This window comes from Marinobacter sp. L-13 (assembly GCF_056857715.1).
Map to the genome: position 1 here is coordinate 19,783 of NZ_JBSXNQ010000055.1, position 14,356 is coordinate 34,138.

The 14,356-nt window shown below is 60.1% G+C and carries 15 protein-coding genes; 6 read left to right on the top strand and 9 right to left on the bottom strand.

The genetic code is table 11. The annotated features are described in order from the left end of the window. The first annotated feature begins 87 nt into the window (after positions 1–87). The 6 genes from AC13DD_RS10700 to AC13DD_RS10725 are packed head-to-tail and all read left to right on the top strand — an operon-like array spanning position 88 to position 7,052. Positions 88–1,050: an AAA family ATPase gene (locus AC13DD_RS10700; protein ID WP_014577587.1), complete on the top strand. Its 963-nt coding sequence runs from the start codon at positions 88–90 to the stop codon at positions 1,048–1,050. Between the two features lie 37 nt (positions 1,051–1,087). Further along, positions 1,088–2,029 carry a DUF58 domain-containing protein gene (locus tag AC13DD_RS10705; RefSeq protein ID WP_273096808.1) on the top strand — a complete coding sequence of 314 codons (942 nt, stop codon included), beginning with the start codon at positions 1,088–1,090 and terminating at the stop codon, positions 2,027–2,029. Beyond that, positions 2,026–2,496, top strand: a complete 471-nt coding sequence (locus AC13DD_RS10710; protein WP_288366748.1) for a DUF4381 domain-containing protein — start codon at positions 2,026–2,028, stop codon at positions 2,494–2,496. The genes AC13DD_RS10705 and AC13DD_RS10710 overlap by 4 nt, the downstream gene beginning before the upstream one ends. Then, complete coding sequence (locus AC13DD_RS10715) at positions 2,490–3,518, top strand: vWA domain-containing protein (RefSeq protein WP_082220533.1); 1,029 nt, start codon at positions 2,490–2,492, stop codon at positions 3,516–3,518. Before AC13DD_RS10710 ends, AC13DD_RS10715 begins: the two co-directional genes overlap by 7 nt. Then, positions 3,508–5,322: a vWA domain-containing protein gene (locus tag AC13DD_RS10720; RefSeq protein WP_482931117.1), complete on the top strand. Its 1,815-nt coding sequence runs from the start codon at positions 3,508–3,510 to the stop codon at positions 5,320–5,322. Before AC13DD_RS10715 ends, AC13DD_RS10720 begins: the two co-directional genes overlap by 11 nt. Next, complete coding sequence (locus AC13DD_RS10725) at positions 5,316–7,052, top strand: BatD family protein (protein ID WP_482931118.1); 1,737 nt, start codon at positions 5,316–5,318, stop codon at positions 7,050–7,052. The genes AC13DD_RS10720 and AC13DD_RS10725 overlap by 7 nt, the downstream gene beginning before the upstream one ends. A gap of 3 nt (positions 7,053–7,055) precedes the next feature. Here AC13DD_RS10725 and ccmI read toward each other — a convergent pair whose 3' ends face one another. From ccmI to ccmA, 9 genes are all read right to left on the bottom strand, one after another. Beyond that, the gene (ccmI, locus tag AC13DD_RS10730; RefSeq protein ID WP_482931119.1) at positions 7,056–8,324 is read right to left on the bottom strand and encodes a c-type cytochrome biogenesis protein CcmI; all 1,269 of its coding nucleotides are present in this window, start codon (positions 8,322–8,324) and stop codon (positions 7,056–7,058) included. A gap of 68 nt (positions 8,325–8,392) precedes the next feature. Beyond that, the gene (locus tag AC13DD_RS10735; RefSeq protein ID WP_412536079.1) at positions 8,393–8,866 is read right to left on the bottom strand and encodes a cytochrome c-type biogenesis protein; all 474 of its coding nucleotides are present in this window, start codon (positions 8,864–8,866) and stop codon (positions 8,393–8,395) included. Continuing rightward, positions 8,866–9,402: a DsbE family thiol:disulfide interchange protein gene (locus AC13DD_RS10740; RefSeq protein WP_008173107.1), complete on the bottom strand. Its 537-nt coding sequence runs from the start codon at positions 9,400–9,402 to the stop codon at positions 8,866–8,868. The genes AC13DD_RS10735 and AC13DD_RS10740 overlap by 1 nt, the downstream gene beginning before the upstream one ends. Beyond that, the gene (locus AC13DD_RS10745) at positions 9,399–11,405 is read right to left on the bottom strand and encodes a heme lyase CcmF/NrfE family subunit (protein ID WP_053112449.1); all 2,007 of its coding nucleotides are present in this window, start codon (positions 11,403–11,405) and stop codon (positions 9,399–9,401) included. The genes AC13DD_RS10740 and AC13DD_RS10745 overlap by 4 nt, the downstream gene beginning before the upstream one ends. A 37-nt stretch (positions 11,406–11,442) precedes the next feature. Continuing rightward, positions 11,443–11,913 carry a cytochrome c maturation protein CcmE gene (gene ccmE, locus AC13DD_RS10750; protein ID WP_104270017.1) on the bottom strand — a complete coding sequence of 157 codons (471 nt, stop codon included), beginning with the start codon at positions 11,911–11,913 and terminating at the stop codon, positions 11,443–11,445. Positions 11,914–11,927: 14 nt separating this feature from the next. Then, the gene (gene ccmD / locus AC13DD_RS10755; RefSeq protein WP_053112452.1) at positions 11,928–12,167 is read right to left on the bottom strand and encodes a heme exporter protein CcmD; all 240 of its coding nucleotides are present in this window, start codon (positions 12,165–12,167) and stop codon (positions 11,928–11,930) included. Between the two features lie 3 nt (positions 12,168–12,170). After that, positions 12,171–12,914 carry a heme ABC transporter permease CcmC gene (ccmC, locus tag AC13DD_RS10760; protein WP_008173103.1) on the bottom strand — a complete coding sequence of 248 codons (744 nt, stop codon included), beginning with the start codon at positions 12,912–12,914 and terminating at the stop codon, positions 12,171–12,173. 31 nt (positions 12,915–12,945) lie between these two features. Continuing rightward, the gene (gene ccmB, locus AC13DD_RS10765) at positions 12,946–13,671 is read right to left on the bottom strand and encodes a heme exporter protein CcmB (protein ID WP_008173102.1); all 726 of its coding nucleotides are present in this window, start codon (positions 13,669–13,671) and stop codon (positions 12,946–12,948) included. Beyond that, positions 13,661–14,299 carry a cytochrome c biogenesis heme-transporting ATPase CcmA gene (gene ccmA / locus AC13DD_RS10770; RefSeq protein ID WP_053112454.1) on the bottom strand — a complete coding sequence of 213 codons (639 nt, stop codon included), beginning with the start codon at positions 14,297–14,299 and terminating at the stop codon, positions 13,661–13,663. Before ccmA ends, ccmB begins: the two co-directional genes overlap by 11 nt. Between the last annotated feature and the right edge of the window lie 57 nt (positions 14,300–14,356).

The window sequence follows — 14,356 nt, forward strand, 5'->3', positions numbered from 1 at the left end:
CGGCCAGACGCCAAAACTTCGGCAACTACCTACGCACGATACGGGTTTCTCCGGAAAATCCTCAGATACAGAGAGCAGTCATTTCCAATGTCGCTACAGCATACGTTCGGTGAGTTACGGGAACAGTTAGCCAAACGGATAATCGGGCAGGAAAAACTGGTGGATCGTCTGCTGATCGCGCTTCTTGCCGACGGCCACCTGCTTGTAGAAGGCGCCCCGGGGCTGGCAAAAACCACGGCCATCAAGGCGCTTGCCGACCATCTGGAAGGCGACTTTCACAGAATCCAGTTTACGCCAGACCTGCTGCCCTCAGACGTTACGGGCAGTGAAATCTACCGCCCGGAAACCGGGCAGTTCGAATTCCAGCGCGGCCCCATCTTCCACAACCTGGTGCTTGCGGATGAAATCAACCGTGCGCCTGCCAAGGTGCAGTCTGCCCTTCTCGAGGCCATGGGTGAACGCCAGATCAGCGTCGGGATGCGCACGTTTCCGCTGGACCGGCTGTTCCTGGTGATGGCCACCCAGAATCCCATCGAGCAGGAAGGTACCTACCCGCTGCCCGAAGCCCAGCTGGACCGCTTTCTGATGCATGTGGTTATCCACTACCCGTCGGCGGAAGCGGAGAAGGCCATCCTGCAACTGGCCCGTAACGATTATCGTCACGGCCTTCCGAAAACGGACCTTCGCCTGACGCCAGACCAGGTGTTTGATGCCCGCGCGGAAGTCGCGAACATCTACATGGCGGAACCCGTAGAGCAATATTTGTTGGCCCTGGTGCTGGCAACCCGCGACCCGGCGGCACTGGACCCGGAACTGGCCCGCTGGACAGCCTTCGGCGCCAGCCCCCGTGGCACCATCGCCCTGGACCGCTGTGCCCGGGCGTTGGCCTGGCTAGACGGCCGGGATTACGTAACACCCGACGATGTCCGAGCCATGGCCTTCGATGTGCTACGACACCGCATCCTCCTAACGTTCGAAGCAGAGGCCGAAGGCATGACCGCTGACACGGTTATCGAACGGCTGATCGAACGTGTTCCGGTGAGCGCCTGAAGCCATCGACGGAAGCAAGACACGGGAGCCGTCAGGCATGGGCAACACCGACGCAATAACGCACATCGGCCTACCGGATCTGATCCGCCTGCAGGCAGACGCACGGGCACTGAAACTGCCCTCTGCCCGCCCGGTTCGGACGCGTCAGGCCGGCTTGCAGCGCTCGCCGCAACGCGGCCGGGGCATGGCGTTTGCCGAGGTACGGTTGTACCAGCCCGGGGACGACATCCGTAGCATCGACTGGCGGGTAACGGCGCGGCGTCAGGAGCCCCATACCAAGCTTTATGAGGAGGAACGGGAACGGCCCGTTCTTCTTCTTTGCGATCTCGGCCCAAGCCTGTTTTTTGCCAGTACCGGCGCCTTCAAGCAGGTTCGTTGCGCACAGATCGCCTCCATTCTGGCCTGGCTGGCACTCTGGTCGGGCGATCAGGTAGGTGGCATTGTCTTTAACGACGAGGCCCTGAGAGTGCTTCGCCCGGCGCGGCGGAAGAAATCAGTGCTGCGACTGCTGGATACTCTCGATGAACTGCAAAGAAGGGATAATCGAGGGCCGGAACAAAACGAGCCGTCCGGCCAGAGCCGCCTGGACATGGCACTGACCGAGGCTCGCAGGGTGGCCCATACCGGTAGCCGGATTTTCGTGATCAGCGATTTCCTGGATATCTCAGAGGAGACGGGCACCCTGCTCGGCGCGCTCGCCCGCCATAACGGCGTCAGCGCCCTGAGGGTCGTGGATCCATTGGAAAAAGAGCTGCCGAAAAGCGGACGCTTTGCGATAGCCGGCCCGGACGGACCGGTATGGTTCGATGCCGGAAACCTCCGGTTCCAGAAGGCCTGGCACGAGAAAGTCACCAACCATGAACACCGGCTGGCAGAGTGTTTCCGTACCTCCGGCGTTACCATGGCAGAAGTGTCCACGGCGAATGACCCCGCAGCGACCCTCAAATTGCTGCTGGGACCCGGAGGCCGCATAGGATGAACCCGCAGGATCCACTCAGCCAGCTTCGGGACATTCACCTGCCTGAAACAGGGGGCCTCTGGCCTCCGGCGCCAGGTTGGTGGATCCTGGCCGTTTTGCTCATTGCTGTGCTTGCTGCCCTGGTCTGGCTGTTTCTCCGGCGGAGACAAAGAAACCGGTGGTTCCGCTCCGCTCGGGCCGAACTCGCCAGACTGGAACGATCAGCAGCCGCTACCCCCGCGTGGTTCACACAACTGAACACCCTGCTGAAGCAGGCCGCCCGCGAGCGCTACCCGGAACAGCACCCGGAAGCGCTGACCGGCGATGCCTGGGTGGAATTCCTGTTAAAGACCGCCCCGAAGGACCGGGTTGCGTCCAGACCGGTTGCCGAAGCGCTGGTTCACAGTGCCTGGCGACCTGAGGTTTCAACCAAGCCGGCCGACGCCCTGGCGTTCGCCCGTTTGTGGCTGGGAGGTCAGAAATGCTGAATCTCGCCTGGCCCTGGGCTCTGGTTCTGGTGCTCTTGCCCCTGATTCTCAAATGGCGCAAGCCCGGAGCGCAATCGGTCGACGCGCCCGTGTTGCCGGTTGGCCACTGGCTGTCGGACCTGCCCGGTGTCAGTCGTCGTGGCAATGCCGTACCGCTCTGGCAGCAACTGTTGCTGTTCCTGATGTGGACGCTTCTGGTGGTTGCTCTGGCACGGCCGCAGCATGTGGGCGAGCAGGTCCAGATGCCCGTTTCCGGCCGGGATCTCATGCTGGTCGTCGACATCTCCCCCAGCATGGATGAACAGGATATGGTCCTTCAGGGCCGGAGTATTAATCGATTGCAGGCGGTCAAGCGCGTGCTTGATGACTTTATCTCCCGCCGCCAGGGTGACCGGTTAGGTCTGATCCTGTTCGGCACCGAGCCCTACGTACAGGCGCCGCTCACCTTCGATCTGGAGACGGTCAGAACCCTGATGCGTGAGGCGGGCCTTGGCATGGCCGGGCGCGCCACGGCCATTGGCGACGCCGTGGGCCTGGCAACGAAACGCCTGAGAAACCGGCCCCAGGATCAGCGCGTTGTGGTCCTGCTGACTGATGGCGCCAATACTGCGGGCGAAATCACCCCAGACAAAGCTACCGAAATCGCCGCGGCCGCCAGCATTCGCCTGTACACCATTGGTATTGGCGCCGAGTCCATGGTCCAGCGTGGGCTGCTGGGTTCGCGCCGGGTCAACCCATCCAGGGATCTGGACGAAAACCTGCTAACCCGCATGGCCCAGCAGACCGGCGGGGAGTATTTCCGGGCGCGCAGCCTGCCCGAGCTGGAGCTTATCTACGAGAGCATTGATCGACTGGAACCGATCGAGCTTGAAGGCAAGTTCTATCGGCCGGTAACCGAGCTCTATGTCTGGCCTGCCGGGCTCGCGGTCATTCTGTGGCTGGCGCTGTTCCTCGTCCGCCACGGGCGGGAACTTGTTGCTGAAACCCGCCGGAGCAAGGAGGAGGAAACGCATGTGGGCTGACTTCCATTTCCTGCGCCCGCTCTGGCTGCTGTTAATCCTGCTGATACCGATACTGTATCTTGCATTCCGGCAACTCCGCATGGGCGACAGCGGATGGTCCCGGCTTATTCCGGCCCGTCTGCTCTCGCCCCTGATTCGTCACAACGGTAGCTCGGGCCAGTCGAACAAGTCACCTCTGGTTCCGGCCTCTTTGGCCCTGATCATTCTGTCCCTGGCCCTGGCCGGACCGGCCTGGCGGGAGGCACCGACACCGCTGAAACAACCCGGCGACAGCCTCCTGATCGCACTGGACCTTTCACTGTCCATGCTGGCAACGGACGTGGAACCTGATCGGCTGACCCGGGCCAAACGGAAAATCCGGGATATTCTCGAGCTTCGGGAAGGCAGCCTGACCGGCCTGCTCGTCTTTTCCGGCGATGCCCACGTGGTAACACCGCTGACCGATGATGGCAGTACGATTGAGGGCATGCTCAACGTGCTGGACCCGGTGATCATGCCGGCGACAGGCAACCGGGCCGATCTCGCCGTTGCCCGCGCAAAGGCATTGCTGGAACAAGGCGCACCGGGCGAAGGTCGCATCCTGTTAATCACGGACAGCATCAACGACGACTACGAAGGTTCCATCCGGGACACGCTTTCCGGCACCGGATACGCGCTCAATACCCTGGTCGTCGGCACCGAGAACGGAGGCCCCATTCCCCTGGCCCGGCGCGGTTTCATACGGGAGAACGGCGACATTGTCATCAGTCGTGCTGAACCCGAAGCGCTGGCGGCACTCGCCCGCAGCAGCGGCGGCCAGAGCCATGAGCTGACCCTGGACGACACCGATATTGAAGCGCTCGACCTGAGCCCGCGGGACAGTGACGACTGGCAGGATTCCGAGGACGGCCTGACGGTCAATCGCTGGCAGGATGACGGTTACTGGTTGCTCTGGCTCGCGCTGCCGCTGGTTTTGATGGGGTGGCGCCGGGGGGCTCTCAGTGCGCTTGCTTTGATCCTGCTGCCGGTCTGGCCGCAGCCGGCAGCCGCCATAAGCTGGGAAGAGCTCTGGCAGAGGGAAGATCAGCGAGCTCCCGCCTTGATTCAGGACAACCCGGAATCAGCCGCCCGCCAGCTTGAAGACCCGGAATGGCGGGGCTCTGCGCTCTATCGTTCCGGCAAGTTCGACAGCGCCGCCGAAGCGTTTGCGCGCAATCAGGGTCCCCGTGCCAGTTACAACCGGGGCAATGCCCTGGCCCGTGCCGGAAAACTGGAAGAGGCCCTGGCTGCCTATGATGCGGCGCTGAACGCAGCGCCCGACATGGAAGACGCCCTTCACAACCGGAGAATTGTCGAGGAACTTCTGAATCAAAAACAGCAGAACCAGAACGGCAATCAGGATAACAACCAACAGGATTCCCGGGACTCCCAGGGCGACGGCAGTAATCAGCAACAAAACCGTCAGGACCAGAACGGAAACAGTGAAAGCGAGAATCCCGGAAGTCAGGGGAACAGTCAGCAGCAGAACCCGGAAAACAACGAGTCTTCTTCCGACACGGAGAATCAGCAAGGCGGCCAGACGGCTGAACAGAATCAACAGCAGGCGGGCGAGCGCGGAGATCCCGAGCAGGCTTCCGGGGAGCAGGAAACCCCGTCCGGCCAGTCCCCGGCACCCGCCCCTATCTCTGAAACGCCGCTGACCCAGAGCCAGGAGCAGTGGCTCAGGCGCGTCCCTGACAATCCGGGCGGATTATTACAGCGCAAATTTCTGCAGCAGTATCAACAACGCCAGACTCCATCCGATGAGGGCGATACACCATGGTAAAACGGCTGATGATTCCCGCCGTCTGTCTGTTTCTTCTGACGGCACTCTGGCTGCCGGCCCAGGCACAACCCCATACGCAGGCCCGGCAACTGACAGTCGAGCCGGACCGGACCCGCCTCTATGAGGGTGAGGTTCTGACCCTGACCGTAAAAGGCAGCATGGAGATAGACATCAATCTCGGCAACCTGTTCGACTTCGACATGTCGAGCCTGCCCAAGCCTGATATAGAGAAAGTGGAACCAGATTTTGAGATCCTGGCCCAGAACCAGCAGTACAGTATCCGCACCGTAAACAGTCAGATGGTGGGTGAAATCACCTGGACCTACCAGTTGGCACCGAAAACCACCGGCGAACTGACCATTCCTGCACTCACCTTCAAGGATGCTGTTTCGGAGCCGGTTACCGTGGAAGTCGTCGACGGCTCGCCGCCAGACCAGGCCGCGCCTGGAAGGGACAGCTTTATCGAGCTGTCCGCCGATAAGGATGAAGTCTATGTGCAGGAGCAACTGATCCTGACAGTACGGCTTTTCTTCAGGGGCAACCTCATTCGCGGCGAGCTGTCTGAGCCGACCCATCCCCATGTGATTATCGAATCCCTGGGCAGGCAGCAGGAATTTTCACGCTATCGCGACGGTGTGCGATACCGCGTGGTGGAGCGGCGCTACGCGATCTTCCCCCAACGACCGGGAACCTTGAAGCTGCCCCCCGTACGCTTCGAGGGACAGGCCAGAGATGCCTCTGGCAGCCTCCGTTTCCTGAGGGACAGTGAGGAGCTTTTTGAGGTGCCGGTCAAGGATGTCCCGGCCCAGTTCAGTGGCGATACCTGGCTGCCGGCAACAGGCTTGTCGCTTGAGGAGTCCGGGCTTCCTCCGTCACTGGAAGTCGCGACCGGCGAAAACATTACCCGAGAGATCAGGCTGACGGCGGCGGGCTTGCCCGGGGAGGCACTGCCACCCTTACCCGATACGGTCCCGGACGGACTGAGAAGTTACCCGGAAGAGCCAGAGAGGCAGACCGAAACAACGCCGGCAGGCCTGACCTCTTCGCTGAAGCAATCCGTGGCTCTGGTACCGGTTGAGGCGGGACAGATGACGTTGCCAGCCATTCGCATTTACTGGTGGGATACCGAAGCGGATCGGGAACGCGTTGCCGTCATCCCGGAAAAAACCCTGACGGTGACGGACCCGAATACCGTCGCCGCCGAACCGCCGCAACCCGCGAATGGAGAACCGGCCCCTGAACCGGACACGATTAGCCCGGAATCATCGACTGACCGGACAGCACCGGAGGCCGGGCCGTGGCAGTGGCTCACCCTGGCGTTCGGCATACTCTGGGCCGGAACCTTGATGGCATGGTGGTGGTCGCGCAAAGGCGCCAAGAACGCCCCCGCCTTTACTCAGCACAATGACGATGAAGATGTCGCCTTCGAGCACCTGATCACGGCCGTGAGAAGCGGTTCAGCCCAGACACCGGAGCTGCTGGTAGCATGGGCCAATCGGCACAGACCCGGCGAACACTTCCGTTCCGCGTCTGACGTTGTGCACCACTTCCAGAACGAGACCATGGCAACAGAGCTCGGCAAGCTCCAGGCCCGGTTTTTTGCGCCAGACCATGACAACGAAAACTGGGATGGACGGCCACTGGCCCGGACTCTTGAGGCCATTCGAAAGCGAAAACAGACGCGGGCAAACGCCGATCTGCCTCCGCTTTATCCCGAGGGCCTCTCCTGAGGATCAGTCAATCAGTTGCTGATCGATCACAACCGCTACCGGCGCTTCCTGGCTCTCGTTAACGGCTACAGGAACGTCGGTGCTGCCCTGCCAGTCTCCTGCCTGGGCGGCCACATTGCCGGAACGGCTGAGACGGGCGGTTACAACCACCTCGTCAACACTGGAAATGGTAGCCTGCGGTGACATGGCGTACCGGTCGTCCAGCCAGATCTCCACCGGCAACTGATCTGCCGTCAGCCGGGCTACTGCCAGAGGCGGGCCCTGCTGGACATTGGGCTGGCGAGCAAACAGGAACAGAGTGGTATCTGCAGGCACCTGATTCTGGAAATCCTCGGAAAGCGTTACCCGAACGGTAACCCCAGCACCGGAGGTTTCGGCTGCGGCCACCTGTGCCGGTGGCTCCTCGCCGAGACGGGTGTAGGCTTCACGAATACCTTCCCGAATGGAGCCAATCTGGGGGTGGTCGGGTGCTACGGTTTCGATCCGCTCCCAGTACTCGATGGCTTCCCGATAGTTCTGCTGGCTGAAGGCATTGATCCCCAGCAAACCGAGGGCATTCACTTCATCCGGATTCAGCTCACGGGCCTGCTCAATGGCCGCCGTAACCTCTTTCGTCATGGCGCCCTGGCTCCCGAAGAACAACGCCTGGGCCGACAGACCATAAGCAACGGCTCGCGCCCGACTATCGTCATTAACACTGTCGGCCAGTTGCCGGAAAGCCCAGGCTGCATCGTCGAAGCGTTCCAGACGCATGTAGGTGCGTCCCAGCATTGCCCAGCCGTCCGGATTATCCGGGCTGGCTTCCAGACGTTCCCGGAGCTGCCCTGAAAGCTCGGTCATCTGGGCCTGCCTCGATCCTTCGGTGGTTCCCATTTCCTGCATGGTAATGAACTGTTCAACCCGATCCATCGCGCCCCAGCGCTCATACAGATAAACCGTGGCAGCCGGGATCAGTAGAATCGAGACCAGGGCCACTGCCATGGCACTCCTGCGACCACTGATCACGGGCCTCACCTGGTCCTGCTCTGGAACGTCATCGAGCATGCTCCCTGCAAGCTCCTCCTTGAGTTGCCGGTAATTTTCGTCGTCCAGAATACCGGCCTCGTATTCGTTGTCGAGCTCCTTCATCCTGGAGCGATAGGCCATCAGATTCTGGTTTTTCAGGTCCGTCTGCTTCCTCGTGCCGAGCCGATGGAAAAAGACGGGGTACAAGACAAACAACAGGGCAAGAACAATCAGTACCGTTGCGGCAATCCAGAAAGTGTCAGTCATGGAGTTTCAGTCACAGGTTCAGAATTAAGAATGAGGTTGCGGCCAGGACATGCCGGAAAGTGCCGGCTTCAGGAGGATCTTTCCTGCTCTGCCAGCATTTTGTCGACACGGGCTTTCTCTTCAGTGCTCAACGCCGGGCCTGACGGCCCCGCTCGCCGGGAACGAATCACCACACCAGCAACCACCAGAAACCCGCCGAACACCGCAATCGCAGGTGTCGCCCAGAGCAAGATTGTCCGGCTGTCCAGCTCGGGTTTGTAGCGAACAAACTCACCAAACCTGCCAACGAGAGACTCAACGATTTCCTCGTTGCTGGCCCCGTTTTTCATCATCCGGTAAACAACATCCCGCATATCCTTCGAGATAGGCGCGTTGGAATCGGCAATGTTCTGGTTCTGGCATTTCGGGCAGCGTAATTCCGCGATCAGGTTTTGGTAACGCTGCTCCTGAGCCCGATCCGAAAAATCGTATACGTCGGCCACCTCGGCTGCAGCGGCACCGGAAAGCAGAAGCACCAACATCAAATAAACGATCCGGACCATCAGCCATTCCCCTGAGCGTCATTGAACACAGGCAGCAGCGTTTGTTCCCAGACCGCCTTATTGACCACACCCACATGGCGATAGCGAACCACGCCTTCGGCATCAATCACGAAGGTTTCCGGCGCGCCGTATACCCCCAGATCAAACCCGAGTGTGCCCCTGGGGTCATAGATGATTTTCCGGTAAGGGTCGCCCAAACGGTCAAGCCACAACAGCGCATCCTCGCGGTTGTCCTTGTAGTTGAGACCAATGATGTTGACGCCTTTCTCTTCGGCCAGCCACATCAGGTCGTCGTGCTCGTCCTTGCAGGCGGGGCACCAAGTGCCCCAGACATTCAGCAGAGTGACCTGGCCACGAAACAGGCTCTGATCGAGCACGACATCAGCGTTGTGCAAATCTTTCAGACTGAACTCTGGCACCGGTTTGCCAACCAGAGCCGATTCCAGTTTGGTCGGATCCTTGCCGATACCCGCGAACAGCACGACACCAACAACAAGGGCAATCAGCAGTGGCAGAAAGAGCAGGAACCGCTTCATGAGGTAACTCCAGCGGACGTCGCAGAACCTGGCTCAGGCGCGACAGTATCGGTCTGCACCTTCGTGTCAGCTCCCTCCCGGATGCGGTAGCGGCGATCAGCGATAGCCAGGAAGCCGCCGGCTGCCATAAACAGCGAGCCCAGCCAGAGCCAGCGAACAAGCGGCTTGTATTGCAGCCGGATGGCCCAAGCCTCGTCGGTGATGCGCTCACCAATGGCCACGAAGATGTCCCGGAACAGACCGGCGTCGATATCGGCCTCGGTCATGACGCTCATCCCCACGGAGTATTGGCGCTTCTCGGGATGAAGCACGGAAACACGCTCGCCATCCAACATGACATCGAAGGTGCCATATTGAGCCGTAAAGTTAGCGCCCTGGCGCGCGCCGATATCCCTGAATACAAAATGATAATCGCCGACGGTCGCGACATCGCCCGGCACCATGCGAACATCACGCTCAATGCCGTAGTTGGAAACCACCGTAGCCCCCGCCATGGTAATGGCCAGGCCCAGATGCCCGAGCACCATGCCGTAATAGCTGCGGGACTGCCGCTTGAGGCCGTGCAGACGGCCTTTTCGGGACGATGATTTTTCCCAGAGATCCCAGAAAGTAGCAACGGTTACCCACATGGCAGAAAACACGCCGAGGAAAGCCCAGGGCTTGAATCCACCATAGCCGATCAGGACCGCCGTGGTGGCAACGATGCTGATTGCCAAGGGCCACAGCAGTTTGCGCGCCAGCCAGCCACCATCGGTTTTCTTCCAGCGGGAGAAGATACCAGCGCCCAGCAACAGGCCCGTTGCGACGGCCAGTGGGCTGAACGTCAGATTGAAGAACGGTTCACCGATCGACAGTTTGCCCAGTTCCAGATAATCAAGAACCAGCGGATACAGTGTGCCGACCGCCACCAGAATCGTGGCGGAAACCAACAGTACGTTGTTAAGAAGCAGGAAAACCTCTCGGGAAAACGAGCCGTAGCGCGACCGGACGTGAACCACCGGCGCCCGGAACGCATAGAGCGCCAGGCTTGCGATCACCGTTACTGCCAGCAGGCCCAGCAGGAAGGTGCCCCGCTCCGGGTCCGCCGCAAAAGAATGCACAGAGGTGAGCACGCCGGAACGGACCAGGAAAGCGCCCAGCAGACTTAGTGAAAAGGTGACAATGGCAAGCAGTACGGTCCAGCTCTTGAACACGCCGCGCTTCTCGGTAACGGCCAGCGAGTGCATGAGTGCAGTCCCCGACAACCAGGGCAGCAACGATGCATTTTCGACCGGATCCCAGAACCACCAGCCGCCCCAGCCCAGCTCGTAGTAGGCCCACCAGCTCCCGAGGGCGATACCCAGAGAGAGAAAGGCCCAGGCAACCGTGGTCCAGGGGCGCGACCAACGGGCCCAGGCGGCATCGAGGCGGCCATTGATCAGCGCAGCAATGGCAAAAGCGAAAGCAACGGCAAAGCCGACATAGCCCATGTAGAGCATCGGCGGATGCACGATCAGCCCGAAATCCTGGAGCAAGGGGTTCAGATCTGCGCCATCGGCGGGCACATTGGGCAACAAACGGTCGAACGGATTGGAGGTAATCACGATAAACAGTAGGAAGCCGACGCAGACCATGCCCAGCACCGAGAGCACCTGGGAGATCATCACCGCCGGCAGGCGACGGCTGAAAATAGCGACCGCCAACGTCCAGCCCGCCAGCATCAGTATCCAGAGTAGCAGCGAGCCCTCGTGACCGCCCCAAACAGCGCTGAACTTGTAATACCAGGGCAACAGGCTGTTACTGTTATTGGCCACATAGGCCACCGAAAAGTCGTCAGTCACGAAGGCATGGGTCAAGACGGCAAAAGCAAGCCCCACGAAGACAAACACGCCGGACGCCAGCGGCCTGGCGAACGCCTGAAGATTGTTTCTGCCGGTCAAAGAACCGGCCAAAGGGACTACGGATAGAAGCACTGCCAACAACAGTGCGAGAATCAGTGCAAGCTGTCCGAGTTCGGGATACATTAAAGGCCTCCAGAAACCAGGCTGTTAGATAAATCGGTTAGTAGGACACGGTTTCCGCACTGCCACTGGCTGCATGCCGACCCTTCGAGGCCTTCTCCAGCGCATCCGCGACTTCCGGCGGCATATAGTTTTCATCGTGCTTGGCCAGCACTTGATCGGCCACAAAGCGGCCACTTTCATTCAGCCTGCCCATGGCAACCACACCCTGCCCCTCGGCAAACAGATCCGGAAGGATACCGGTGTACTGAACCGGCACAGACGCGTTGAAGTCGGTCACCTTGAACTCAACCATCAGGCTGTCCGGATCACGCAGAACCGAGCCCTCCTCGACCATACCACCGGCCCGGATTCTGACATCCACCGGCGCTTCGCCGGCGGAAATCTGGGTGGGGTCGTAGAACAGATTGATGTTCTGTCGCAGCGCATAGGTGGTCAGACCCACAGCGATGGCCAGCCCCACCAGCAGGAACAGGACAATAGTCAGTCGCTTTTTTCGGATTGGATGCATCAGATATCTGCCTTTCAGTCTTGGGAAACCTTGACGCGGGTGAAGGACGCTGCCGAAGCTGACGCAGCCTGCGGGTCCTGCCGGCCTGCCTGAAACTCATAACCGCGACGGCAGGCCTCAATAGCGGCGTTGCGGCGACGCAGAGACCATACCATAAGGCCGATCATCAGCAGGAAAAATACGGCGTAACAGGCCCAGACATAGGGCCCGTGACCTTCCATCACCATAAATGCCGAAAAGGATTCAAATGCCATGCTTCAGCCCCTCCCGGCCAACACATAATCTTTAACCCAGCGCGTTCTCTGCTCGCGCAGAAGAATCTCGGTCTGCATACGCAAACAGGCCAGCCAGCCGAACAGCAGGTACAGCCCGAGTACCGAAAGGAGCAGCGGTACCCACATTTCCGCCGGCATGGACGGCTTTTCAGTCAGTTTGAACGTCGACGGCTGATGTAACGTATTCCACCATTCAACGGAGTACTGGATAATCGGTATATTCACCACCCCGACCAGAACCAGCACCGATACAGCCCGCGCCGCGGATTTTTCGTCGTTGATTGCCCTGTCCAGAGCAATGACACCACCGTACAGGAACAGAAGAATCAGCATCGAGGTCAGCCGGGCATCCCAGACCCACCAGGTACCCCAGGTGGGCTTACCCCAGACCGCTCCGGTAAACAGGGACAGAAAGGTCAGTACCAGCCCCACCGGTGCGACCGACTTGACGAATACATCCGCCAGCTTCATGCGCCAGACCAGAGTGACGACAGCCGCCACCGCCATCATCACGTAGACCGACTGGGCGAGAAAGGCCGTAGGGACGTGGATGAAAATAATGCGGTAGCTGTTGCCTTGCAGGTAATCCTTGGGAGCATAGGCCAGCCCCCAGACAATGCCTGCCATCAACAGCAGGATGCCACCTGCCAGTAGCCAGGGCATCAGCCGGGCTGCAATCCCGAAGAACCATTTGGGAGAACCCAGCTTGTGAAAAAATTGCCACATCAGATGGTTACCGTCCTACCGTTACCTTGTTTTACCCGTTGAACAGGCTGATACGCAGCGCCGCTGCCGATGCAAAGGGTGCCAGGGTCAGTGCCAGCACCAGAAACGCGCCCATCAGGGCCAGATAGGCTCCCGCGGGAGCGCCCTCTGCGGCCGAAGCCACCGTACCTGTTCCGAAAATCAGGACGGGAATGTACAGCGGAATGATCAACAGGGACAAGAGCACCCCTGCCGACCGTAATCCAAGCGTCAGCGCCGCGCCGATTGACCCGATCAGACTCAGCACCGGTGTACCGATCAGCAGCGTTAGACACAAAACTCCGATGGAGTTCCCGTCAAGATGGACCATTACGCCCAAAACCGGCGTTAGTACCACCAGCGGCAAGCCTGTTAACACCCAGTGCGCCGCTGTTTTCGCCAGTACCAGCAGAAACAGGGGCTGGGGCTGAAGCACAAGTTGCTCGAGCGTGCCGTCGTCAAAATCATGGCGAAACAGGTGGTCCAGCGACAACAACACCGATAGCAACGCCGCTACCCACAGGATACCGGCCCCGGCCTCCCGCAGAAATGACACTTCCGGGCTAACCCCCAGGGGAAAAAGGGTTACGACCATGACAAAAAACAACAGCGGATTGAGCAGATCCTGGCGCTGCCGGAAGGCCACCTTCATATCCCGGGCAAACACGGTCTGCATTGCCGCCAGCGCACCGACGGTGTCTTGCCGCAAAGTCAGTGCCGGCCTGCAATCAGCATTCATCGGTCGACCCTCCGCCCAACACAATGCGTTGCATACCGGGCAATCTGAGATCGTGATGGGTCGTCACTACCACCGCACCTCCCTCGGCAGCCCGTTGTTGAAGCAGCTGTTCAATGGCGCTGACACCGCTGGCATCAATGGCGGTAAAAACTTCATCCAGCAGCCAGAGCGGCTCGTCGGCAATCAACAGGCGCGCCAGGGCAACCCGTCTTTGCTGCCCCGCCGAAAGATTGCGACAGGGCACATCCTGGAACCCGGTCAATCCGGTGCCATCAAGCGCCTGACGCAGAACGGGATCTGGCAGCGGCCGCCGCCCGGCCGTCAGTGCCCGGAGATTCTCCATCGGTGTCAGCAACGGCTTTATGCCAGGCCGGTGGCCAAGATACAGGGTATTGCGGAGGAATTCTTCCCGCTGGGCAGACCTGGACTTGCCGCACCAGAGCAGATTGCCGGACCAGGCGTCGTTCAGGCCGGCCAGCATTCGCAGCAGCGTGGTCTTGCCGGAGCCGTTCGGCCCCTCGACACGGGCGACCGTACCGGGCAGTATGGAGAACGACAGGTCACGGAACAGGATCCGTTCATCCCGCTCGCACTGCAGATCGACAGCCTGTAATAACGGCTCAGACATCAGGACCCCGTAACCAGGACGATGCGCGTGAAGACGGCATCGGGTGCATTCGTGACA

Bases quoted from the DNA above. Each gene is read 5' to 3' on its own strand.
- AC13DD_RS10735 (WP_412536079.1), bottom strand. From the start codon at position 8,866: ATGGTCCGGATCGTTTATTTGATGTTGGTGCTTCTGCTTTCCGGTGCC.
- AC13DD_RS10705 (WP_273096808.1), top strand. From the start codon at position 1,088: ATGGGCAACACCGACGCAATAACGCACATCGGCCTACCGGATCTGATC.
- AC13DD_RS10710 (WP_288366748.1), top strand. From the start codon at position 2,026: ATGAACCCGCAGGATCCACTCAGCCAGCTTCGGGACATTCACCTGCCT.
- AC13DD_RS10740 (WP_008173107.1), bottom strand. From the start codon at position 9,402: ATGAAGCGGTTCCTGCTCTTTCTGCCACTGCTGATTGCCCTTGTTGTT.
- ccmE (WP_104270017.1), bottom strand. From the start codon at position 11,913: ATGCATCCAATCCGAAAAAAGCGACTGACTATTGTCCTGTTCCTGCTG.
- AC13DD_RS10745 (WP_053112449.1), bottom strand. From the start codon at position 11,405: ATGTATCCCGAACTCGGACAGCTTGCACTGATTCTCGCACTGTTGTTG.
- ccmC (WP_008173103.1), bottom strand. From the start codon at position 12,914: ATGTGGCAATTTTTTCACAAGCTGGGTTCTCCCAAATGGTTCTTCGGG.
- ccmA (WP_053112454.1), bottom strand. From the start codon at position 14,299: ATGTCTGAGCCGTTATTACAGGCTGTCGATCTGCAGTGCGAGCGGGAT.
- ccmD (WP_053112452.1), bottom strand. From the start codon at position 12,167: ATGGCATTTGAATCCTTTTCGGCATTTATGGTGATGGAAGGTCACGGG.
- ccmB (WP_008173102.1), bottom strand. From the start codon at position 13,671: ATGAATGCTGATTGCAGGCCGGCACTGACTTTGCGGCAAGACACCGTC.
- ccmI (WP_482931119.1), bottom strand. From the start codon at position 8,324: ATGACTGACACTTTCTGGATTGCCGCAACGGTACTGATTGTTCTTGCC.
- AC13DD_RS10725 (WP_482931118.1), top strand. From the start codon at position 5,316: ATGGTAAAACGGCTGATGATTCCCGCCGTCTGTCTGTTTCTTCTGACG.
- AC13DD_RS10720 (WP_482931117.1), top strand. From the start codon at position 3,508: ATGTGGGCTGACTTCCATTTCCTGCGCCCGCTCTGGCTGCTGTTAATC.
- AC13DD_RS10700 (WP_014577587.1), top strand. From the start codon at position 88: ATGTCGCTACAGCATACGTTCGGTGAGTTACGGGAACAGTTAGCCAAA.
- AC13DD_RS10715 (WP_082220533.1), top strand. From the start codon at position 2,490: ATGCTGAATCTCGCCTGGCCCTGGGCTCTGGTTCTGGTGCTCTTGCCC.